This window comes from Lysinibacillus sp. 10T31 (assembly GCF_056394365.1).
Genome location: NZ_JBFTHS010000013.1, coordinates 56,598 through 77,410 on the forward strand (window position 1 = coordinate 56,598; position 20,813 = coordinate 77,410).

At 37.1% G+C, this 20,813-nt stretch carries 18 protein-coding genes; 8 read left to right on the forward strand and 10 right to left on the reverse strand.

Annotation, left to right across the window (positions count from 1 at the left end):
• Positions 1 to 64: 64 nt before the first annotated feature.
• The 4 genes from AC1DCY_RS09595 to AC1DCY_RS09610 form a co-directional block, all read right to left on the reverse strand.
• Positions 65 to 859: a hypothetical protein gene (locus tag AC1DCY_RS09595; protein ID WP_477349553.1), complete on the reverse strand. Its 795-nt coding sequence runs from the start codon at positions 857 to 859 to the stop codon at positions 65 to 67.
• A 22-nt stretch (positions 860 to 881) separates the two neighbouring features.
• The gene (locus AC1DCY_RS09600) at positions 882 to 1,295 is read right to left on the reverse strand and encodes a hypothetical protein (protein WP_477349555.1); all 414 of its coding nucleotides are present in this window, start codon (positions 1,293 to 1,295) and stop codon (positions 882 to 884) included.
• A 255-nt stretch (positions 1,296 to 1,550) separates the two neighbouring features.
• Entirely contained in the window at positions 1,551 to 2,831 is a 1,281-nt protein-coding gene (locus AC1DCY_RS09605; protein WP_477349557.1) for an XRE family transcriptional regulator, read from the reverse strand.
• 803 nt (positions 2,832 to 3,634) lie between these two features.
• On the reverse strand, positions 3,635 to 4,600 hold the full coding sequence (locus AC1DCY_RS09610; RefSeq protein WP_477349559.1) for a DMT family transporter: 966 nt from the start codon (positions 4,598 to 4,600) through the stop codon (positions 3,635 to 3,637).
• 84 nt (positions 4,601 to 4,684) lie between these two features.
• Between AC1DCY_RS09610 and AC1DCY_RS09615 the strand changes: the two genes are divergently transcribed.
• Positions 4,685 to 5,257 carry a helix-turn-helix domain-containing protein gene (locus tag AC1DCY_RS09615; protein WP_477349561.1) on the forward strand — a complete coding sequence of 191 codons (573 nt, stop codon included), beginning with the start codon at positions 4,685 to 4,687 and terminating at the stop codon, positions 5,255 to 5,257.
• Positions 5,258 to 5,477: 220 nt separating this feature from the next.
• On the opposite strand, the gene AC1DCY_RS09620 is transcribed toward AC1DCY_RS09615, so the two are convergent.
• Positions 5,478 to 7,139, reverse strand: coding sequence for a methyl-accepting chemotaxis protein (locus AC1DCY_RS09620; protein ID WP_477349563.1), 1,662 nt, complete (start codon positions 7,137 to 7,139; stop codon positions 5,478 to 5,480).
• On the reverse strand, positions 7,136 to 8,110 hold the full coding sequence (locus AC1DCY_RS09625; protein ID WP_477349633.1) for a BMP family lipoprotein: 975 nt from the start codon (positions 8,108 to 8,110) through the stop codon (positions 7,136 to 7,138). The genes AC1DCY_RS09620 and AC1DCY_RS09625 overlap by 4 nt, the downstream gene beginning before the upstream one ends.
• Positions 8,111 to 8,994: 884 nt before the next feature.
• Here AC1DCY_RS09625 and AC1DCY_RS09630 point away from each other — a divergent pair.
• Complete coding sequence (locus AC1DCY_RS09630) at positions 8,995 to 10,245, forward strand: MFS transporter (RefSeq protein ID WP_477349565.1); 1,251 nt, start codon at positions 8,995 to 8,997, stop codon at positions 10,243 to 10,245.
• Between the two features lie 195 nt (positions 10,246 to 10,440).
• On the opposite strand, the gene AC1DCY_RS09635 is transcribed toward AC1DCY_RS09630, so the two are convergent.
• The 4 genes from AC1DCY_RS09635 to AC1DCY_RS09650 form a co-directional block, all read right to left on the reverse strand.
• Positions 10,441 to 11,709, reverse strand: coding sequence for a PTS ascorbate transporter subunit IIC (locus AC1DCY_RS09635; RefSeq protein ID WP_477349567.1), 1,269 nt, complete (start codon positions 11,707 to 11,709; stop codon positions 10,441 to 10,443).
• 49 nt (positions 11,710 to 11,758) lie between these two features.
• The gene (locus AC1DCY_RS09640; RefSeq protein WP_477349569.1) at positions 11,759 to 12,022 is read right to left on the reverse strand and encodes a PTS sugar transporter subunit IIB; all 264 of its coding nucleotides are present in this window, start codon (positions 12,020 to 12,022) and stop codon (positions 11,759 to 11,761) included.
• 5 nt (positions 12,023 to 12,027) lie between these two features.
• A complete protein-coding gene (locus AC1DCY_RS09645) occupies positions 12,028 to 12,477 on the reverse strand; it encodes a PTS sugar transporter subunit IIA (RefSeq protein ID WP_477349571.1) in 450 nt (149 codons plus the stop codon).
• A gap of 79 nt (positions 12,478 to 12,556) precedes the next feature.
• Positions 12,557 to 13,453: a LysR family transcriptional regulator gene (locus AC1DCY_RS09650; RefSeq protein WP_477349573.1), complete on the reverse strand. Its 897-nt coding sequence runs from the start codon at positions 13,451 to 13,453 to the stop codon at positions 12,557 to 12,559.
• 137 nt (positions 13,454 to 13,590) lie between these two features.
• Here AC1DCY_RS09650 and AC1DCY_RS09655 point away from each other — a divergent pair, with 137 nt between their 5' ends.
• The 6 genes from AC1DCY_RS09655 (at position 13,591) to AC1DCY_RS09680 (ending at position 20,703) form a co-directional block, all read left to right on the forward strand.
• Positions 13,591 to 14,556 (forward strand): ABC transporter ATP-binding protein, encoded by a 966-nt coding sequence (locus AC1DCY_RS09655; RefSeq protein WP_477349575.1) that lies wholly within the window; start codon positions 13,591 to 13,593, stop codon positions 14,554 to 14,556.
• Positions 14,553 to 15,578 (forward strand): ABC transporter substrate-binding protein, encoded by a 1,026-nt coding sequence (locus AC1DCY_RS09660; protein ID WP_477349577.1) that lies wholly within the window; start codon positions 14,553 to 14,555, stop codon positions 15,576 to 15,578. Before AC1DCY_RS09655 ends, AC1DCY_RS09660 begins: the two co-directional genes overlap by 4 nt.
• A gap of 60 nt (positions 15,579 to 15,638) precedes the next feature.
• Positions 15,639 to 17,300 carry an ABC transporter permease gene (locus AC1DCY_RS09665; RefSeq protein ID WP_477349579.1) on the forward strand — a complete coding sequence of 554 codons (1,662 nt, stop codon included), beginning with the start codon at positions 15,639 to 15,641 and terminating at the stop codon, positions 17,298 to 17,300.
• A complete protein-coding gene (locus AC1DCY_RS09670; RefSeq protein ID WP_477349581.1) occupies positions 17,293 to 18,381 on the forward strand; it encodes an MBL fold metallo-hydrolase in 1,089 nt (362 codons plus the stop codon). Before AC1DCY_RS09665 ends, AC1DCY_RS09670 begins: the two co-directional genes overlap by 8 nt.
• Positions 18,378 to 19,175, forward strand: coding sequence for a hypothetical protein (locus AC1DCY_RS09675; protein WP_477349583.1), 798 nt, complete (start codon positions 18,378 to 18,380; stop codon positions 19,173 to 19,175). The genes AC1DCY_RS09670 and AC1DCY_RS09675 overlap by 4 nt, the downstream gene beginning before the upstream one ends.
• Before the next feature lie 202 nt (positions 19,176 to 19,377).
• Positions 19,378 to 20,703: a M48 family metallopeptidase gene (locus AC1DCY_RS09680; protein WP_477349635.1), complete on the forward strand. Its 1,326-nt coding sequence runs from the start codon at positions 19,378 to 19,380 to the stop codon at positions 20,701 to 20,703.
• The last annotated feature ends 110 nt before the right edge of the window (positions 20,704 to 20,813 follow it).

Below are 20,813 nucleotides of genomic sequence, written 5' to 3' on the forward strand. Positions count from 1 at the left end.
ACCATAAATAAAGTTAACAATGAAGAGGTCTGGCTGCAACCCGGAGGCTAACGCTTTTCCATGTTTATGTACCGAACGTCTGCCGGATTTCCTGCTCCGTGACCGGCAGCACGATCGTCAGCTTCGCAGGGTCCTGCGGGGAATAGATGACATTGATGATTTGACCTTGCTGCACCCGGGCAACATTCATGACAAGCAGATCTTTTTGTACCGTCACCTTGAATGTTTCCCCGTTTAGTTTGGTAACGGCGAGAGTAAGCTGCAGTTGAATTTTTCCGGATGCGGCCATACCCAGTGGTACCACATCCATTACTTTAGCTAGACCTTTCTCCCCGGTTTGCGCAATATCCGCTAGGTCCGGACTCAAACCTTGTTTAACAAGCTGTTCATTAAAAAGCGATTGAAGATCATTTTGATGCATATGACCTTTGGCATCAAAACCGATCTTGTAGGGATTTTTCTCCGAGACCAGTAAGGGAATAATGAATCCAGGCTGAAATTGTGGTAAATTCGCGACAGGAACAATCATCCGCAGCTTGGCCGGGTATTTGTCGTGGCCCTGTCTTGTTACCATCAGCTCCAGCTTGACTTCCGGTTTATTGTTAATGACCGTTCCGGTTTGCTGGATATTCGTGATTAGTCCCACTGCTGACTGCCCCTTCTTGACGGTACCCACACCAAAGACGTTACTCAATATGGGTGGAAGAATCAACAGGGTAATGCCGGAAAAGATGGCTGGCACAAACCAAGGAGAACCTATAATGATAAAGGGATCGTCCCATATCCAATTAGCCAGCAGCGGGGAAAAGCAAACGCCAAGCACGGTAATCATGCCAAGTGATGTTAAGATTTTTTGCATCATTATCCCTCCTCGGTCAGATTCAAGTCATGGGGCCAACATAGATGAGTTCCGCCGGATTGGCCGGATGCTGTCCGAGTCCGATGTGATCCCCGGCCCGTGGCACCTGTAATTTGGATACAAGCGTTTCGAGCGTTTTCGTATAACGGCTGCCACGGGTTTCCGTCACCTCCAGCTCCAAAATAACAACCGGTTCAAAATTAATCAGTTTTCCGGTATCGCGTACCGAAAGGACGATAGCGGTAGCAGTGATAGGGACGGAACCTCCCGCGGCCATCTGCGCTTGCCTAGTCTGCTCAATGCTTTGATTTATGGCTTCGCGATGCTGCTTGGGGATGAGACCCTTCATCATCATGCCGCTCAAGCCTTTATTTAATACTTGATCCGCTTTTTCCAAATTGTCCTGTGCATGTTTCTTTTTACCGAACCAGCCCATATGTTAAGCACCTCGCTACAATCGTATTTTTGAGTTCATCGATGTCTCTATCACAATTGTAAACAGTGGATGGAAAGGCGACAATAGGTTTGAAAGGATACAATATGGTGGCGGTGATCAACGGTTTTACTTCCGGTTTAAGGAGTGAATTTTGCGAAGATCCACGCTGTTACTGCAATAAAAAGCGGAAAATCCGCCTTTTAACGTTTGGAACAGCCCATTCGTATTGCGGTTTTCCGACTGAAATCCGGTTTATTATTTGCTTCGCAGAAGGTAAACTAGCTTCTTGTAATAGGCAGCTGATTCCTTGTATTTTCTGGCATCCTCAGAGACGACGGCAAGCGACTCATATAGAGTCTCCAAGCGGTTGGTTTGCTGAATGGACTCAAAATAAGGCAAACAGGCCATGGCATGCTCCATTGAACGTTCGAACTGCCCCTGCGCAAACGAGAGTTGGCTTTGGTAGAACTGCAGCGACATTTGTTGATCGATTGTTTCGGCGCTGTTTTCAAGCGCCTTGATCATCTGCGGGAGCAATGCCCATTGCTTTTGTTTTAGTTCCAACTCGCAGCGGTAAATATCGAGCAGCGGTTGGAACTTCTGTCTAATTTCTTCTGGTTCGCACCGAATCATTTCTTTAAAGCGGTCAATCTCCAATGCGGCTTTGTCATATTCGCCCAGCAGCGTTTGCATGATAATTCGGTTGTTCATTATGGATGTCATCATTTCGCCCTGACTGGAGGTGTAAACCAAATGTGCTTCCGCCATGGATAAGGTTAGCAGCGCTTCCTGAACAAGTCCGACCGTAAACTGATAACCGCTGTAGGTAAGATAGAACCCGCTCAAACGGTGAAAGAGCCTTTGTTCATAGACATGCTTCATCATTTGCTCAAACGTCTGTTTCGCATGATCATACTGTTTCAAATAGATAAAGGCCTCAAGCATGAAATTATGCGCCGTCAGCCATGGCTCGCTACCTGGAGCGAGCAGTTCCGCAAGTTTTCGTGCTTGAAGCAGTGCCTCATGGTAATGGTGTTTGGATCTGAAAAGTTGGATTTTATAATAAAACATCGCTTTTTTGGCTGGCAGGGGCAGATCATTGTCGTCAGGACGACCGTATTTATCCAAGTAATAATTCAAATAGTTCCGGTGCAAATAATCATGAGCTGCCGCGTCATTAAGCTGCTGGTAATATACGGCTTTCATTAAGGCTGTGGTCAACTCAACGGTTAAAGCATCGTCGCGATCCGGCAGATCGTTAACCTGCTGTTCATCGATGGATGCAGTGGATTGGGATAACATTTCGAAAATGCTCTCTGCCTTTGCCAATGTATCCGGCGATTGAGATGAAGTCTGTAGCAAATAAGCAGAAGAGACGCTGAGACGGGAGGCTATATGTTCAGCCAAATCAGCGGCGAGAGGGTAACGCTCTGCGAGGATATTGGCAAAATGGGTTTGCGTCACTAAACCTTCAACCAGCTCTTTGCGGGTGATGGTTTTCTTTTTGCACAAAAAATCGATTCGTTCTTTTAACATAGGGCGTGGAAATCTCCTTTCCGCTAAAGTTTTGTAAAAGTATACCATGAATATATTGAAAAAAAGGCTTAGAATAAGGATAAATGGGTGAAAATGCCCGCTATCGGACGCATCGATGGTCCCTCGTTTGAAAATCATTCATTATACTAATTTATGGAGAAGTTGGGCTTTATTCTTTAGATGTAAATAATGGTAATCATACTTGTCTCTTTTATTTTACCTTTTATCATAAATTCGCAGTTTGTCATATTAAAAAAATATATTTGATAAAACTATAATAATACATTAAAGAGAGCATGTTTTTTACTCATGAAAGGACATGCTCTCTCTTTATTGAATGTTCGCATCTGAGGCCCATCGCCAAAAGTTGTAGATGACATTTGTTAAACGTATGCCATGTATATAGGATCGGACGCCCCAGGAAGCTCTGCTCTGCGCGAAAGCGAAGCGTCAGCGGCAAAACGCCCAGTCGGAACGAAAATCAAAGCACAGTATAGCTGCATAATCTGCAAATAATTATGTTGTCGTTGGTTTGACTAAATCAGCTTCGTTAGAATACGTTAAAAAAGGCAATCGCATTGCTATTTGTCCAGGTGGTGTTCAAACAGCGTTAACATCTCTTTTTAACTTCTTTCAGCGGGTATCCAAACACTCGCTGAAAGAAGTTAAAGCCTCCGGAAGCAATTATGCTGAGGCATAATTGAGACACTTTGAATGATCTTGAATTACAATTTAACTCTTTGACAACATGAAAAATAAATAGCATTTTACACGATGTAAAATGCTACTTGAAGAAAGTAAAGCTATGCTGCTTTCTTTTGTCTGGATACAGGAACAGAACGATTTAAAATACTATTAGCTATCATTCCAATCATGATAATGATCATACCGATTAAAGATAGTCCAACAGGCCAAGAACCATTTAAAAAAAGGATTTCACCAAGAACAGTAAAAATCATTGTTCCTGCTTGTGTTGCCTCCACTGCCCCTAACAAAGAAAGGTTATTTTTCGCTAAGTCAGTAGCGAAGAAAAATGTCATTGTGGCGATAACACCCGAACATAATGCTAATAAGAAACCTTGCATGATTTGCCCAGATGTTGGTATGCCAGTTGTAGTCCAACCATAAATCGCTAATATAATACTGACAGGAAGGCTGCCAATTGCCATGCCTAACACGCGTTGAAATGTATCTAAGCGACCACCAACGACTTCCATCATTTTTCTATTACCGAAAGGATATAAGAATGCAGCGATGACTACAGGGAGGAAGCCGGATAAAAATTGAGAAATAGTAATATCCCCAGCTTCTGTTAATTGCATACAAATGACACCTGTTAAAATAAATAAGGAAACGAGTAAGCTTCGCATTGGAATTTTACCGCGAACTCGTTTAACTCCTGACTTCGTCTCCAATGTAATAAAAAATAACGGAGATAATAACAAACCAGCTAAAATGGTTATTTGCCATGTACCTGCTACGAGCCATGCAGGACTGAATACAGCAGCATAGCTTAATAAGGAATAAAATCCAACTCCGGCTATTGTGCCATAACCAAGCCATGCCAAAGGATGTTTACGCATTTCTACCCATAGTGGACGAAGGTTTTTGCGAAATAGAACGATAAAGAATAAAATGGGTAAAGCGAATAAAAATCGGAAGGAAGCAGTCCAAGCCCAGCTTGTTCCTGATACGTTCATAACTCGATTTATAATAAATGTAGCTGAAAAAAACGCAGATGATAAAATACCTAATAAGATAGCACGCATTTCGTTCGCTCCTTTCTAAATATATATTATAATATAATTATTTAGGTGAAAAGTAAACTATAATATACCGAAAGTGGGGTTCCTATGAAAGAACAAGAGGATATGCAAACAAAAGAAGTAATTCTGCAAGTTGGTCAATTGTTACGACAAATACGAAATGAACAAAAATTAAGTTTAGAAGAGTTAGCGAAAAAAACGGGTGTTAGTAAATTAACGCTAGGAAAAATTGAGAGAGGAGAAACGAATCCTACATTAGGCGTCATTTGGAAGATTACAAAAGGATTATCTATTCCGTTGTCAAGGCTTATGGTTATCGAAGATAAAGTAAATGTTGCACGCTGCGGAGAAGGATTTATTATAGAAGAAAATCAAATGTGGCGTTTAGAGACTATATTTCGTTACAAAAAAGAAACGGGGTTGGAAATGCATCGTGCTTGTTTGCAACCGAATAGCATATATGAGGCAGAACCTCATCATGAAGGAGCTATTGAGTTTGTAACAGTAATGAAAGGGGAAATTTCGATTCAAGTTGGACAAGAAATATATACATTAAACGAATATGATTCTATTCAATTTGAAGCAAATCGAAAGCATAGCTATGAAAACACCGGAGATGAAGTTGCAGTTCTCCATTTAACAATGAAATATTTATCTTGAAATAAGGTATCACTCTAGAATTTACATTTTCGTTCATCTAAATATTCGCTCCTACGATTCTATGCGCAATGATTGAGCTAGAAGTGGAAAGGATCAATAGCTTTAGTTGATGGGGTTAACTTTAAATATTTCATTAAGTAAAATCCCGAATAATGTCCGTTATTCGGGATTTTGTTTTTCTAACTTTTTTTATTAATTTATCCTAAAGCTGTTTTTACCATTATAATGTGAATTTTTTTAGCTCTACAGTTAATGTATTTGTCATTTCTTGAAGTTCAGAAACCTTTTCACTAATTTTTTCGAATGATCCTAACTGTTCCTGAGTAGAAGCGGATATTTCTTCTGTTCCTGCTGCAGTTTCTTCCGTAATAGCTGAAATGTTTTCAATGGCACTGTTCATTTGCTGGCTCATTTCGCTTGTTTGCTCCATATCTTTCGTAAGGTGCTGTAACTGATCGTTAATGTCTAATATATGAGATGCAATCGCCTCAAATGACTTTTCTGTATCGGTCATCGATTGTAATTGTTCTTTTGAGAGTTGATGTCCATGCTCTGCAGTAGAGAGAATGAGCGTAATGCCATCTTGTATATGTGTCACCATCGAAGAGATGAAAGTAGTTGCCTTTTCTGTTTCATGAGATAGTTTTTTGACTTCCTTTGCTACAATTGCGAATCCTTTTCCGGCTTCGCCTGCACGTGCCGCTTCGATTGCAGCATTTAATGCTAAGAGATTTGTTTGATCAGCAATCGCGTGGACTGCATTAGCCGCTCCTTCAATTTCTGTTGTGAATTGAGAGAATTGAGTCACAGCCTCTTTGATATTAATCGAAGTGGATGAAATATCCTTCGCGATAGAGGATTGCTTCTCTAGTGAGCTACGACCATTTTGAACAGCAGTAAGTGCTTTGTTACCGTTCACTGCTGATTGTTCACTTGTCTCCTGAACAGTAGTAAATTGATCCGCCATCGTATTCATCAGGATAGCCGCAGACTGGATATCCTCTGAAATAGTTAGGCTACCCTTTGCCAATTCGTCTGTTGATGTAGCAATTTGTTTACTGCCTTCGTTAACGGTTTCAATATAGCTTGTGACATCTTTTGTAAATAGACCAACATTTTTACCTACATGATCAATTGATTGTACGGTGCTTTTTAAGCCAACAATCATTTTGGAAAAGTTCTCGGTCAGTTGGTCAACTTCATTTCGACTGCCTTCCTTATAGATGAGGGAAGAGGGGTCAATTGTCAAATTCCCTGCAGCCACCAATTGTGCATATTCCACGATTCGGTTAATCGGTTTAGTAATTCTTTTCGTTGCGACATACGAAAAAATGATAGTAGCAATAATTAGAAGGATACTTCCTATTATTGTTGATGTGGTAATAAAAGAAATTTTTTGTGTTGCCAAATCATTCGTTTCTTTATACCATTCATTTGTTTCTTTTTTCAGTAGATACATATCGTTCAAAATACCGGATATTCTAATTGCTTGTTTTTTTATTTCAGGACGATTGTGAGCAAGAAACCCTGCTTCTGAAGCTTTTGCTAATGCATCGTATTTACCTTGGATTTTTTTGATGATTGCCTGATGCTCAGGTATTTTTGCAATAGTTGATAGTTTTTCTAAATTTACTTCCGTTTCTTTTAAAATTGAAAGAGCTTCATTTTTATTGGCCTCACTATCTAAAAAAGTGTAGTTGTTTAATGATTGGCTTGCTACAACTAAACTTTGTTCAAGTTCTTTCACTGCCAGTAATAGTTCTGTATCCTCTTGTGCAGTTGTTTGTATATCGAATGTTTGAATGATAATAAAACCAATCATTGCCATTGCGAGTCCAATTGGAATAAGTATGTTCAAAAATAGCTTTTTTCGTAGTGTCACTGGCTGTTCCCCTTTTCTGCAGTAACTTTTATTTTACCCGAGACAATATCTTCTTTTGCTTTTTCAATAGCAGCCTGTTGTTCAGGTGTAAGTTTAATAACACGTATATCCGCAAGGCCCACTCCATTATCAGCTAAACCGAATGACAACGATTTTTCGGAAATTTTCTCTTCCTCATCTAATGTTTTAGCAATTTTAAAAACAGCTTGGTCGACATTTTTTAACATCGATGTTACGACAGTTTTTTCTGCAATGTAAAATTGATCAATATCAACTCCGGCCGCATATATGCCCATTTCTTCCGCTTTCTTTATGGCACCGAAGCCTGTGAATCCAGCTGCATGATAAATAAAATCTACTTTGTTCTTTATGTAACGTTCTGCGATTGCGGCACCCGCATCGGTATCATCAAATGAGCCAGAATATTCACTAACAATTTCGATATTTGGATTATAATATTTAGCGCCTTCAATAAAGCCGTTCTCAAAATGGTGGATAACTGGAACATTTGCGCCACCAATAAATCCTATTTTTCCAGTTTTACTCGTCATTGCTGCAACCATGCCAAGTAAAAAGCTACCTTCCTGCTCTTTAAAAGTGATGGAAGTGATATTTGCAACATCTGATTGTCCGTCAATAAAGACGAATTGTTGATCAGGATATTTCTTCGCAGTCTTTTCCAATGCCTCCTGTACAGAGAAGCCTAGACCAATAATGACGTTATATTTTTCTGCGACAAGTTCCTCTAGCTTCTGTTCGTAATTGCCATCAGGCGCCTCTTTATAATCAAACAAAATACCTAGTTCATCGCGTGCTTGCTCAAGACCTTTAAAAGCTGAGTCATTAAATGATTCATCACCAAGCCCTGCATCCGAAAGTAAGATACCAATTTTATAGTTATCTTGCGCTTTTTCTTGCGATGCTGTTGAACATCCTGCTATTAACAAAGCTATTAAACACAAGCCAATCATGAATTTTTTCAATATGAGTACCTCCAATTATATGTATTATTTATATCGACAAATAGTTAATTTATGTCAGATGTCAGACGATGATTTTTGTTTTACCACTAAATACTATCAGATTATTTACAATTTACTACAGGAAAATGGGTTCAAATTATTCTTGATATTTTCTAAGCAATGAGCATTTAGTTTGTTTTGTAATGGATTTCCTCTATGTATATAGTGAAAAAGGTAGAGGGATATTGTGGAATATTTATATATTTTACATAATCAACCTTTTCATTTAGGCAATTTAAAAAGCCGCGCCAAACCATTCAAAGAGTTTGTGAGGCCCACCATTTGTTAGTAATGAATTAACAGCACCAAATAATTTTAATATATTTTCGATTTTTTTCTCTTTCAGCTAATTGATTTACGTAATTATCAAAATTGATTGAAATAACAGCGAATTCTGATTTTGATTGTTTTGAAAGTTCGCATAGAATGTTAATAACCGTTATAAATAAAAAAATGGTACTTGTTATTGTCATTATATCGCTTGCTAAAGTCATGGATTCGAAAGGAAGCGAAATAATTTCATTAATCAGAGCGCTGAAAATTTTTGAGATGTATAAATCATATTGTTTAATTGAGCTTTTATTATATTAGATTAAACATCATCCTAGATTAAAAGGTAAGAAGTCTCGGAGCTTCAACCGAAATAATATTTTCGTGTATTGCTAATGAAATTTCAAAACATCAGCTTTAATAACAATTTTTGCAGTGGTAACAATAGCTTACATTATTAAAAAATGTAAAAATCGAAAGGAATAAATGTGCCATAGATAGTCTAAGCCTAAAAGAAGGATTAAATAGATTTGTAAGTTTCTATAATGAAAGGATGCTAAAGAATGAAAATCCTGTATAAGGATATTTTAGATGATAAAAATTTTACGTTTTTGTTATTAGGAAGGCTTTTTAAAAGAAGTTCTTTAATATTATTTAGTTTGGAGCTCATCTGGTTAACGATGGAATTGACAAATAGATCACCACTCTATTTATCTTTAATGGTAATGGCTGAGACTTTGCCCTTTATATTTCTTGGAATTTATGGTGGAGTAAAGGCTGATAAGTGGAACAAAAAGAAAATCATGATCATTTGTGATTTTCTCATAGCAATATTAATTTTTAGTATTCCAATTATGTTCTTTTTAGGGTTTCTAAATTATTTCATATTAATGTGTATTGCAATGTTAATAAGTATTTTAAATTGTTTTTCAGAACCAAGTTTTCGAGCTCTGTTACCAGAATTAGTTACAAATAATAAATTACAAAGAAGTAATGCTCTTTTGGATTCAATTCAGCGTGGTGCTAGTATTATTATTCCTGCCTCAGTAGGGATAGTTGTTAAAGTTACAGATCAAATTCATATTTTAACTCTAGCGTTCATTTTAATAAGTATTTCTAGTGTATTTCATTTGCTAATTAACTATAAAGTTACACATTTGAATACTAATAATAGTGAACAAGGAACAATAGGCGAAATTAAATTGACTTTAGCTTATTTAAAATCAGATAGAACTATTCTCTTTATTATGTTTGTTCAAGGTATAAGTATACTGATAAATACAGGATTGTGGCGTGTGGGATTACCTATTTATCTAGATTCTTATTTAGGAAAAGATATTTCAACTTTTGGAATTATTACGGGCATACTTGGTGCAGCAGCGTTCTCTACTTCTATTATTCTTGGTACATTGAAAAAACTTAATCCAATAGTAATTTTTAATATAGGAATCATCCTATGGGGTAGTGGTTTATTATTAATCGGTCTATCAGCATCTATTTTTGTTATCTATATAGCCACAATTATTATTGGAATAGGTCAGGCGAGTGAAGGACTTGGAAGAATTGTAATAATACAAGAGCAAGTTCCCAGCAATATGTTAGGTAAAGTGTTCAGTATTTCATCATCTATTAATTATACAAGTGATACATTATCGTTAGGGATTAGTAGTAGTATTTTGGCTATTTTTTCTACATCCAGTGTCTTTTGGGGCGGAGGAGGAATTATTTTAATTATTGGTTTAATTGGATTTAGTTCTTTAAGAAAAAGAAATGAATTGATAAAAAAAGAAAATATGAGTGAAGGGATTGATTAGTTTGATAAGGCTTTCTGTTAATCTTTATACACTTTTTTTGACTAGGGTCAATAAATTACTGTAAATGGGAAAGATAACTTTACTAGTGAAATAGCTATATATTTTGCAAGATCAACCCTTTTCTTTGTCAATTAAAATAGCCTCGCAAACATCTAAAGAGTTTGCAAGGCCCATCGTTCAATAGTAAGAATTAAGCTACACTGCACCAAATAATTTCAATACATTTATAATAATGATACCTACAATACCGAAGTCTGAATCGCCAAAAGTAGTTCCTTCATAGCCGATATCACCCATAAAGATAAGTAGAATCGCGGGGATAAAGCTAATAATTAATCCATTAGCAAATGCTCCTACCATAGCACCGCGTCTTCCACCAGTTGCATTACCGAATACTCCTGCAGCCGCACCTGTGAAGAAATGTGGTACAAGCCCAGGTACAATCACTTTTAGCCCTATGAGGGGGAGTATAAACATAGACACTAAGCCTGCTACAAAGCTAAACAGGAAGCCAATAATAACTGCATTTGGTGCGAACGGAAAAATTGTAGGGCAGTCTAATGCAGGCTTTGTGTTTGGCACAAGTTTATCTGCAATACCTTTAAAGGCAGGAATAATCTCGGAAATAAGCATTCGCACTCCAGCCAAAATGATATAGACACCAGCGGCAAAGGTAATAGCTTGAATAATGGCAAAGACGATAAAGTTTGAACCGCCAGATAATTGTGTCTCAATATAGGATGGGCCTGCGAATAAGGCAACGATAATAAAAAATAGACTCATAGTTAAGGACACAGCTACAGATGTATCTCGTAAAAAACCTAGAGATTTTGGAACTTTTATATCTTCTGTTGATTTGGCTTTGTTTCCAAAGAGCTTCCCGATTTTAGCAGATACATAATAACCAACACTGCCAAAATGGCCAACAGCAAAATCATTACTACCTGTTATTTGGCGAACAGTTGGTTGTAGAATGGCAGGGAATATGACCATACAAAGACCAAGAATAATAGAGCCAACGATGATAAGTGGTGTGCCACTCATACCGCCAACTGAAAGCGATGCTGCGATTAAACACGCCATAAATAATGTATGATGACCAGTTAAAAATATATATTTTAAGGGCGTAAATCTTGCGAATAAAATGTTCATAATCATACCGAAAACCATGATCATGGCAGTAGCTGTTCCAAAACTAGTTTGAGCGGCTGCTACAATTGCTTCATTATTTGGGATAACCCCTTGGACATTAAATGCATGATCAAACATTTTACTAAAGTGATTTAAAGAACCAATTAAAACGGTTGCACCTGCGCCAAGTATAACAAAGCCCATAACCGTTTTTAATGTACCAGAAAGAACAGTTGAAGCTGACTTTTTTTGGATTAATAAACCGACAAAAGCGAATAGGCCGACTAATATAGCTGGTGTTCCTAAAATGTCATTCATAATAACATCTAACATATTAACACCTCATCCTATCCAATTTTTAATTAAGTTCAAATTCAATCCTTTATAGCAGCGGTTTAAGCTTTAATTTAATTTCAGAAATACTCATCATATTGACAATACTAACGATATGACCTCTCTCTTCGCCTAATTGATTAACAATATCTTCTGCACCGATATAAATATCCGCTTTCTCGGCCTTGGCAGATGCTAAATCTGTATGAGTTACTTCTGCAACTTTTCCAAGTTCAGTTAACGCTTTTTTTACATTCAATTCCATTATAAAGCTACTGCCTAAGCCATTTCCGCACACTACTAAAATCTTCATCAAGATTACTCCTTTGCCACAATTTGTTGGATTTCTTTGATAATATCGTCTTTATGCTGGCAGGCGATGATGCTGTCGATTTGATTGGGTTCTTGCAAAATCTTTGTTAAGTCAACTAAGGCCTGCAGATGTGACGCATTATCGGTCGCAGCTAAGACAATAATTAAGAAAACAGGCTTTTCTGGTCCAAACAAAACAGGTTTTTGTAAGCTTAAAAGGCTCATGGCTAGTTCATTGACTCCTTCTGTATGCCGTGCATGAGGAATCGCTACTTTTGGTGTAATGACTACATAAGGTCCGTGTTTTTCAATGGAATGAATCATAGACTCAATATAGCGTTCTTCGATTTTATTGTGCTTTAATAGTGGACTTGCTGCTAAATGAACAGCTTCTTGCCAAGTATTTACAAAATTTGCGAGTTGTATAGTATCTTTTGTCAGTAACTCAGTTAACAAGTACAACCCTCCTTTCATAGGGATAAACAATCCCCATTCCATGTTATTATTGTCGACTATGGAATTATGTCATAAGAGGTTATTTTTTTAATTGTTTGGCTAAATCATAAATTGCAGTTTTTACAAACGCATCCATCTTGCTATCTAGACGAGATTTAGGATAAATAAGTTGAATCTTTCTATTAAGTGCCACATCGTGTAAGTCTCTTTTGATCAAAAGTCCTGATTTTAACTCATCTTCTATCAGGGCAACTGACAAAAAGGCAATTGTTTTTCCGAAAGTAAGCATTTTCTTAATAGTGCTGACAGAATCTAGCTCGATCGTATATATGGATGGGTGAAATTGGTCCATCCATTTTTCTATAAAATGATTCGTTGAACTTGAGGATGTATGCAATAATACTTTGTTTTTTAGGACATCTGCTTTTGTGATGTCCTTTTTTGCTGCAAGTTCATGGGTAGGACTCAATGCTAATACAAGGGAATCTTCGCCGATTGTTTCGTATATTAGAGACGAATTTTCTTGTTTTGTTTCCATAATTAGCCCGAAATCTAATTCTTGAAGAGCTACCTTTTGTTCAATTTCAGGCGCTGTTTTTACTTCTAGCGATATTCGAATGTCTGGGTAAGCTGTTGAAACCAGATGAATAATATCCGGCATAAAAATATGTGCAGGTAGCCCGCTTGCACCAAGACGAATGGAGCCAATATTACCCGCCAAAAGATTTTCGACAAAGCGATTCATGTCTTTTTGTAGCTGTACAATTTGGCGAGCATAATGATAGAGCCCTTCTCCCGCTTCTGTTAAACGGTATCCACCTGCATTTGTCCGAAATAAACGGATGCCATATTCCTCTTCAATGGAACGAATATGAAAGGATACTGTCGGCGCTGTAAGACCTAGCTCTTTGGCAACAGGAGCTAATTTTTTAAATTCTACGAGTAGGCAAAATGCCTGTAACTTCACATTATTCATTTTATCCTCCTAAAGTAAATTAGAAAAAATCTTGTATTTGCTTTAGTTTATTAGATTTTTTTTAACGAGATATTAATAGTAGATTAATATTTTCTAAATATCTGGAATTTATAGTTGTAATTAACAAGGAGGATATTATGAAAATCTCATTAATGAATATAGAGAAAAAATATGGACAGGCTCAAGCGCTATGGCCTATCAATATTGAGTTGGATAGCAAATTCATTACAATCTTAGGACAATCAGGCTGTGGAAAGACAACGTTACTAAAAATATTAGCAGGGCTTGAACAACCGACAAATGGAGAAATTCGTTTTGATGAAACAATTATTTATTCATCCGAAGTCCGTAAAAATGTAAAACCAAATAAGCGAAATATGACAATGGTTTTTCAAGATTTTGCATTATGGCCACATATGACAATTTTCCAAAACATTGCTTTTGGCTTAAAGGGAATTGTTCCAAAGTCAGATATTCCGACACGAGTAGAGCACGTTATGCGATTGGTGAAAATGGAGGGGTTTGAAAAACGAAAGCCTGGTGAGTTATCTGGAGGACAGCAGCAAAGAGTAGCGCTTGCGAGGGCACTTGCGACAAATCCAAAGCTTATTTTGTTTGATGAACCTTTATCGGCTCTTGACGCAGTACTAAGAGAAAAAATGCAAGATGAAATCATGCATATTATTCATGAGCTAGATTGTCAGGCAATTTTTGTCACACATGATCAAACAGAGGCTATGGCAATGTCAGATCAAATTATCGTGATGGAGGCAGGAAGAATTGCACAAGTAGGAACCCCAGAAGAAATATATCACGCCCCAGCAACACCGTATGTAGCAGATTTTATAGGCAAGGTGAACTGGTTTGATAAAGGCAATTATATTGTGCGACCAGAAGGAGTTTCCAGATTACCACGCCCAGGTACAATTGCGAAACAAGCGATGATTGTAAAAAGTACCTTTGTTGGTGATCGGTATTTAGTGCAAGCACAAGTAGAAGGTAAGCACTGGAGCTTTTACGAGGCAGAACCTATAGAGCACGGAAAACAGCTTGAAGTTTTTATTGATGAAAAACGAATATATCAATTGGAGGGTTTACATTGAAAAAACGAAGTTTAAAACTATTTGCTACAGCGGGAATTCTTTTAACACTAGCATTAGCGGGCTGTGGAAATAAAACAGTAGAGAGCGATAAAGAATCAAGTGCAAAGCCGAAAGAAGAACAAACTTTAACGGTATATTCTGCTGGTCCAGATGGTTTAGCGGCGAATATTCAACAAGCTTTTGAAGAGAAAATAGGAATAAAAGTAGAGATGTTCCAAGGGACAACAGGCAAAATATTATCGCGTTTAGAAGCGGAGAAAAATAACCCTGTAGCAGACGTTGTCGTACTAGCTTCTGTCGCTTCAATGGAGGGCTTAAAGGAAACAGATCAGCTTCAAAGCTATAAAGAAGCCGCAAATGCAAAGAAAATCAATAGCGATTGGTCTGATGCAAAAGGTTATTACTATGGTTACAGTGCCTCAGCTTTAGGAATTGCTTATAATACAAAAAATACGCAACAAGCTCCGGCAGAATGGACAGATTTAGCAAAAGCTGAATGGCAAAATAAAATTAATATTCCAGACCCTAGCTTGTCAGGTTCTGCTGTAGATTTCCTATACGGATATACAGAAGCTGAAAAAATGGCTTGGACTACGATGGAGAAGTGGAAGGAAAATGGTCTACAGGTAAATGGCGCCAATAAGGAAGCTTTAGATGCTGTTATAACAGGTGACAAAAATGCCACAATTTCAGGGGTAGATTACATGGCCTATAAAGCAAAAGCTGATGGTGAGCCAGTAGAAATTGTTTATCCAAAAAGCGGAACAGTTGTCAGTCCACGAGCTGTTGGTATTTTGAAAGATGCAAAAAACGTAGATAGTGCAAAAGCGTACGTTGACTTTTTACTGTCAGATGAAGGGCAAAAGCTTGTGGCAAATGCCTACTTACTACCAGGGAACAAAGATATACCTGTTAAGGACCGTGCAGCCTTAGATGAAATTCCACAGTTAAACGTGAACTGGAAAGGTGCAGAAGCGAAGCAGCTTGAAGTATTAACTAAATTCAATGGTATTTTTCGTTAAGTAGATGTGGGAGGTTTATTAGCCTCCTTTAAGTTTTTCTAGGGAAGGATTGAATCGTTAATGATTATGGAAGGCAGACGAACTTTTGGATTATTACTGACACTTGTCATTACGTTTGCTATTGCACCGTTAATTGCCATTGTGTTTTATACATTTATGAGAGATGGGCAATTAGGTGTTTCACAGATTAATAGAATGTTTGCCGACGAGAGAGTATGGCAAACGCTTGGAAACTCTATACTATTAGGAGTTTTAGTTATTATAGGGACAACAATTATAGCATTTACCATGGCCTTAATAAGAACGAAAACAAGCTTGTATAAATATAATTGGCTAGATATTGTTCTAACGATTCCATTTATGACACCACCATATATTGGCTCAATGGGATGGATATTGTTTATGCAAAACAATGGATTTCTCCAACAGCTATTTCCAAGTGCAGCTTGGATGACTGAAGCGTTCTTCTCCTTATCTGGAATGGTTATGATTATGAGCCTGCATCTTTTTCCTTTTTTATATTTAATGCTAAAAAATACGCTATTAAGAATCAATGGCTCCTTTCTTGATGCTGCACTAATTTTCGGACGAAATCCTTGGAGAAATTGGACGAAAGTAGTATTGCCTTTATTGGTTCCTAGCTACGTTCTAGGGAGTATGCTAATTTTCATCAAAACGTTAGCGGAATTTGGAACACCTGCAACATTTGGTAGTCGAATTGGTTATCAAGTATTTACGACAGAAATTCATTCTTACCTATCGAGATGGCCTGTAGATATTAGTATGGCGACATCACTGTCATTATTTTTATTGTCGGCTTGTCTCGTTATCTGGTATTTTCAAAATCTTATTGGACGCAAATATACATATAGCGTACTTTCTGGAAAAACATCAGCTATTCGTGGGATTAAAGATAAGTGGTATATCAAGCTCGGTTCATGGCTTTTTGTTGGGATCGTCATTTTGCTATCAATCGGTATTCCTTACTTCTCGATTATCATGACATCTTTGCAAAAAGTAAGAGGAGATGGTTTACAAGCAGGCAATTTTAGCTTTGCCTCCTACCAGGCAGTGTTTACAAGTGGAAGTGCTGGATTGTCAGCATTTTTAAATAGTGTTGTTTTCTCCATGATCACAGCTGTCGTTACAGCGATTATTGGTTTGTTCATTGCCTTATACATTAAAAAAGGAGAAACGAAAAAGCAGCAAGTATTAGATTTCTTTAGTTTAATGCCTAATATTATTCCTGGAATTGTTTTTGTAGTTGGGTTAATTATGTTTTGGAATGCACCGTGGCTACCAGCGACCATTTATAATACGAAAGCAATGGTTGTGGTCACGTATTGTGTACTTTTTTTACCGTATTCTGTGCAATATATAAAGTCCTCTTTATCACAATTAGATTCTTCGATATTCCAATCAGCAGCTATTTTTGGGAGAAGTAGTTGGGCTGTTTATCGACAGATCATCATTCCATTATTAATGCAGGGAATTCTAGCTGGGATGACGATGACGTTTATTATCTCAATGCGTGAGCTTGTCGCTGGATTACTTATTTTGCCCCCTTCAGTAGAGACTGGAGCAACATTTATTTACAGTCAATTTGAGCAAGGAAATGTCGGGGAAGGAATGGCTTTAGCAGTAATAACAGTCATCATGACCGTTATTTTCATGTTGCTGTTTGCCTGGTTACAAAAAAGGGGAGGGCATGCGGATGCTTAATGTAGAGATTTTAGGTGGGGTCGGTGAGTATGGCCGTAACTGCTTTTTCATTGAAAATAATGGACATGCTATTTTACTCGATTGCGGAGTGATGAACAATCGACAGAAGACTCCTCCGAATTTAACACGAGCTCATGTAGCGAAGGTTGATGCAGTGTTTATTTCCCATTCACATACAGATCATGTAGGTGCTCTTCCTTTACTTGAGACATTGGGATACACAGGGCCGATAATTATGAGTAAAATGACTGCGCAGCAATTAAAACAGCCATGCAAACATACAAGAACCTTTAAACCAGAATCTATTGGAAAGTGGTTAGTTGTTAGTAACTGTCTAGCCTTTCAATGGGGCTACAGTGGACATCTAATAGGGAGCGTTTGGTATAAAATTCGTTTTTTTGAGGAGGTGATATTTTACTCTGGCGATTATGTGGTGGATTCCTTTTTGTTGAAAGCAGAGCTGCCGATAGAGGACGGGACTGTATATGATGTAGCTATTATTGATAGCGGTCATGTTGAGAAGCGCATCAATAATTTAGAAGTATTACAGCAAATGACAGAATATATTCATGCAAATCCGGGCTGCCCAATTATTTTCCCATCTTCTTTTTCAGGAAAAACAGCAGATATTGCTACCTATCTTTTTCAGCATACGACAAGGGCGGTACGTGTAGATCATGATTTGTTGTCTTTATTTGATAATTATGATAAAGCACCTGAAAATTTATTGGCTACCAAAACATTGTTGCAACAGTTTAAAGTAGAATGTTTGGCAAAGAAAACAGAAAGTGAAAACGCCATTTATTTTATACCTGAGCGTGATGAAGCGAAATTAGTGGAGCTACTTAATAATAAATCCACAGCTATAGTCATCTTTACAGGATATTGGAATAAAGGCGAATATAGAATGCAATTCTCCAAAAATCAATACAAGGATTTTTTTTACAAAACGCATCCAGATTATCATGATATTATCGCACTATCTCAGAAAATACATGCACATAAAACAATCTATTTTCACAGTTCATTAACGAATAGCGAAACAACTTTCTTGCAATTACTAAAGGAGGAGATCATATGAAGAAATGTTTAGTAAATTTTTGTTTAATTGGCATTGTACTTGTTAGCATTATTGGCTTTAGTTCCACACAAGCGAAAGCAGCAATCGAGCCAGGGAATGAAATTAAATTCAATATTAAATCTGAGCTTTTCAGTGAATCGGATATTTTAAAAGTTTTCCAAGCTACAAAAAAAGATGAGGTAAAGGTATATTTCTTTGATACTCCAAAAAAAGATTTCTTAAAAGAGGATTATATCCATCGTTTGCGTGTCTATAAAGGGAGCAATAAAATGGATATTACCTATAAAAAGAGATTTTTAAATACACCTCTAGATGAAGCAATCGCTATTACAGAAAGTCATGGCTTTACTGGAGCAGAGTCTAACTATAAATTTGAAAACGATATTAAGGGTGACAATCGTACATTTACCATAAGTCGTAAAGAATCATTAAAGACTACATCTAAAGTTTCCTATGATGATGTGGATACGAATGCGGCCAAAAAATTAATTTTAGAAAATGTTCCGAAGAAAATTTTAAATTGGGATTCTGAAGCATGGTATAAAAATACATTATCTCAAGCGATAGTTTATGGTCCTGCAAAGGCAACGACATATATAGGAAGCTTTGCGGGCTATGAGGCAGATATTGAGATTTGGCAATATCAAGAAGAGATTATGGTAGAGCTATCAACGAAAGAGGAAGATGCATTAAAGGCCGCTGTTATAGAAAAAGAATGGCATGATCAATTAAAAACTGCAGGTTATTTAAGTGATGATCAACGTGGCAAAACGGCATTTGTAATGGATAAGTAATTTAAATTAATTCGCGACACTTCTGGAAATAGTGAGCAAGCTATGGTGCTTGTCACTCGTTTGAAGAAGTAGAGCGAATTTTTCTTTTGGTGTGAAGTAGAATAGAAGGTAAATAAAACAAAGAAAAATTTGTTCTAACTTTTTCGTTTTAGCTTACACTTACTATAGGACGAACTTAGTGTTGAACAAGGGAGGAAATGACATAGCGAAAAAAATGGGAATTGTCGCGCTACTTTTATTCGGTGTTTATGTGCTGTGTATGTATTGGTATATATTCCACAGCGGTGGAGGTACAATACCAAGGGCGATGCAGGGGACAGCTGCAGATCCAGTGATGTTTATGTCTGAAAAAGAACTATACTTAAGCGGTGAATATTCTAAAATACGGAACTTCCTATTCTTTGTTGCTACACCTTTGGAATGGTTAATCTATTTCATGATATTAATTATGGGCGTATCACGTTATTTCGAAAAAGTAGCTACATCACAAACAAAATGGAAGCTGTTACAAAATGCAAGTTACTTATTCTTATTATCACTTTTACTATATGTTGTACTATTTCCACTCAATTATTATCGTTACAATTTAAGCAAAACCTACGGAATTAGTACACAAGGGTTTTCGTCATGGATGCGAGATGGCATTATTGATTTTTGGGTCAACTTTGGCATGAGTATTATTATCGTGTCTGTCCTTTATTGGCTCATTAAAAAGAGTGCCAAAAAATGGTGGTTATATGCATGGTTTCTAACGATTCCATTTACAATATTTATTATGTTTATTCAACCTGTAGTTATTGATCCTTTATATAATGATTTTTATCCGCTAAAAAATAAAGAGCTAGAAGAGAAAATTTTGTCTATTGCTGAACAGGCAAATATACCAGCAGAGCACGTATATGAAGTCAATATGGCAGAAAAAACAAATGCCTTAAATGCCTATGTAACGGGTATTGGCAGTAATTCGAGAATTGTGCTATGGGATACAACTTTAAATCGTTTAACAGATAATGAAATATTATTTATCATGGCACATGAAATGGGACATTATGTTGAAAAGCATATTTATTTTGGCATTGCTGGGTATCTTCTGTTGACATTGATAGGCTTATGGCTGACGGCGAAATGTTTGAGGTGGTTCATTGGACGTTACGGACAGGTATTAAAAATTAAAAAAATCGGTGATATAAGCTCTTATCCATTATTTTTACTCCTAACATCTGTTTTATTATTTGCTTCAAGCCCTCTGTCGAATTATATTTCGAGGTATCAGGAAAATAGAGCTGATCAATATGCGATTTCACTAACAGGTGATCGAGAGTCCGCAATTACTGCATTCCAGAAGCTAACGATATCTGGCTTAAGTGAGGTAAATCCACAGTTACTCGTAAAGTGGTTCCGTTACACACACCCGCCAATGCTTGAACGTATTTATAAGGTAGCTGAGAAAGCTGAAGAGAATAAAGAGGAGCCAGTAAAAGAAGTGCCGTTGAAAGAGGAGCAGAAAAAAGAACAACAGAAGAAATAAATATGTTGTTATAACAGCGGCGGTGCAATACTCCAGGTTTTTTGAACGAATAAGTTGGGTATTCTAAGGGAAAGAAGTACAAAAACTGTTCGTTAATGATAGGGGAATTA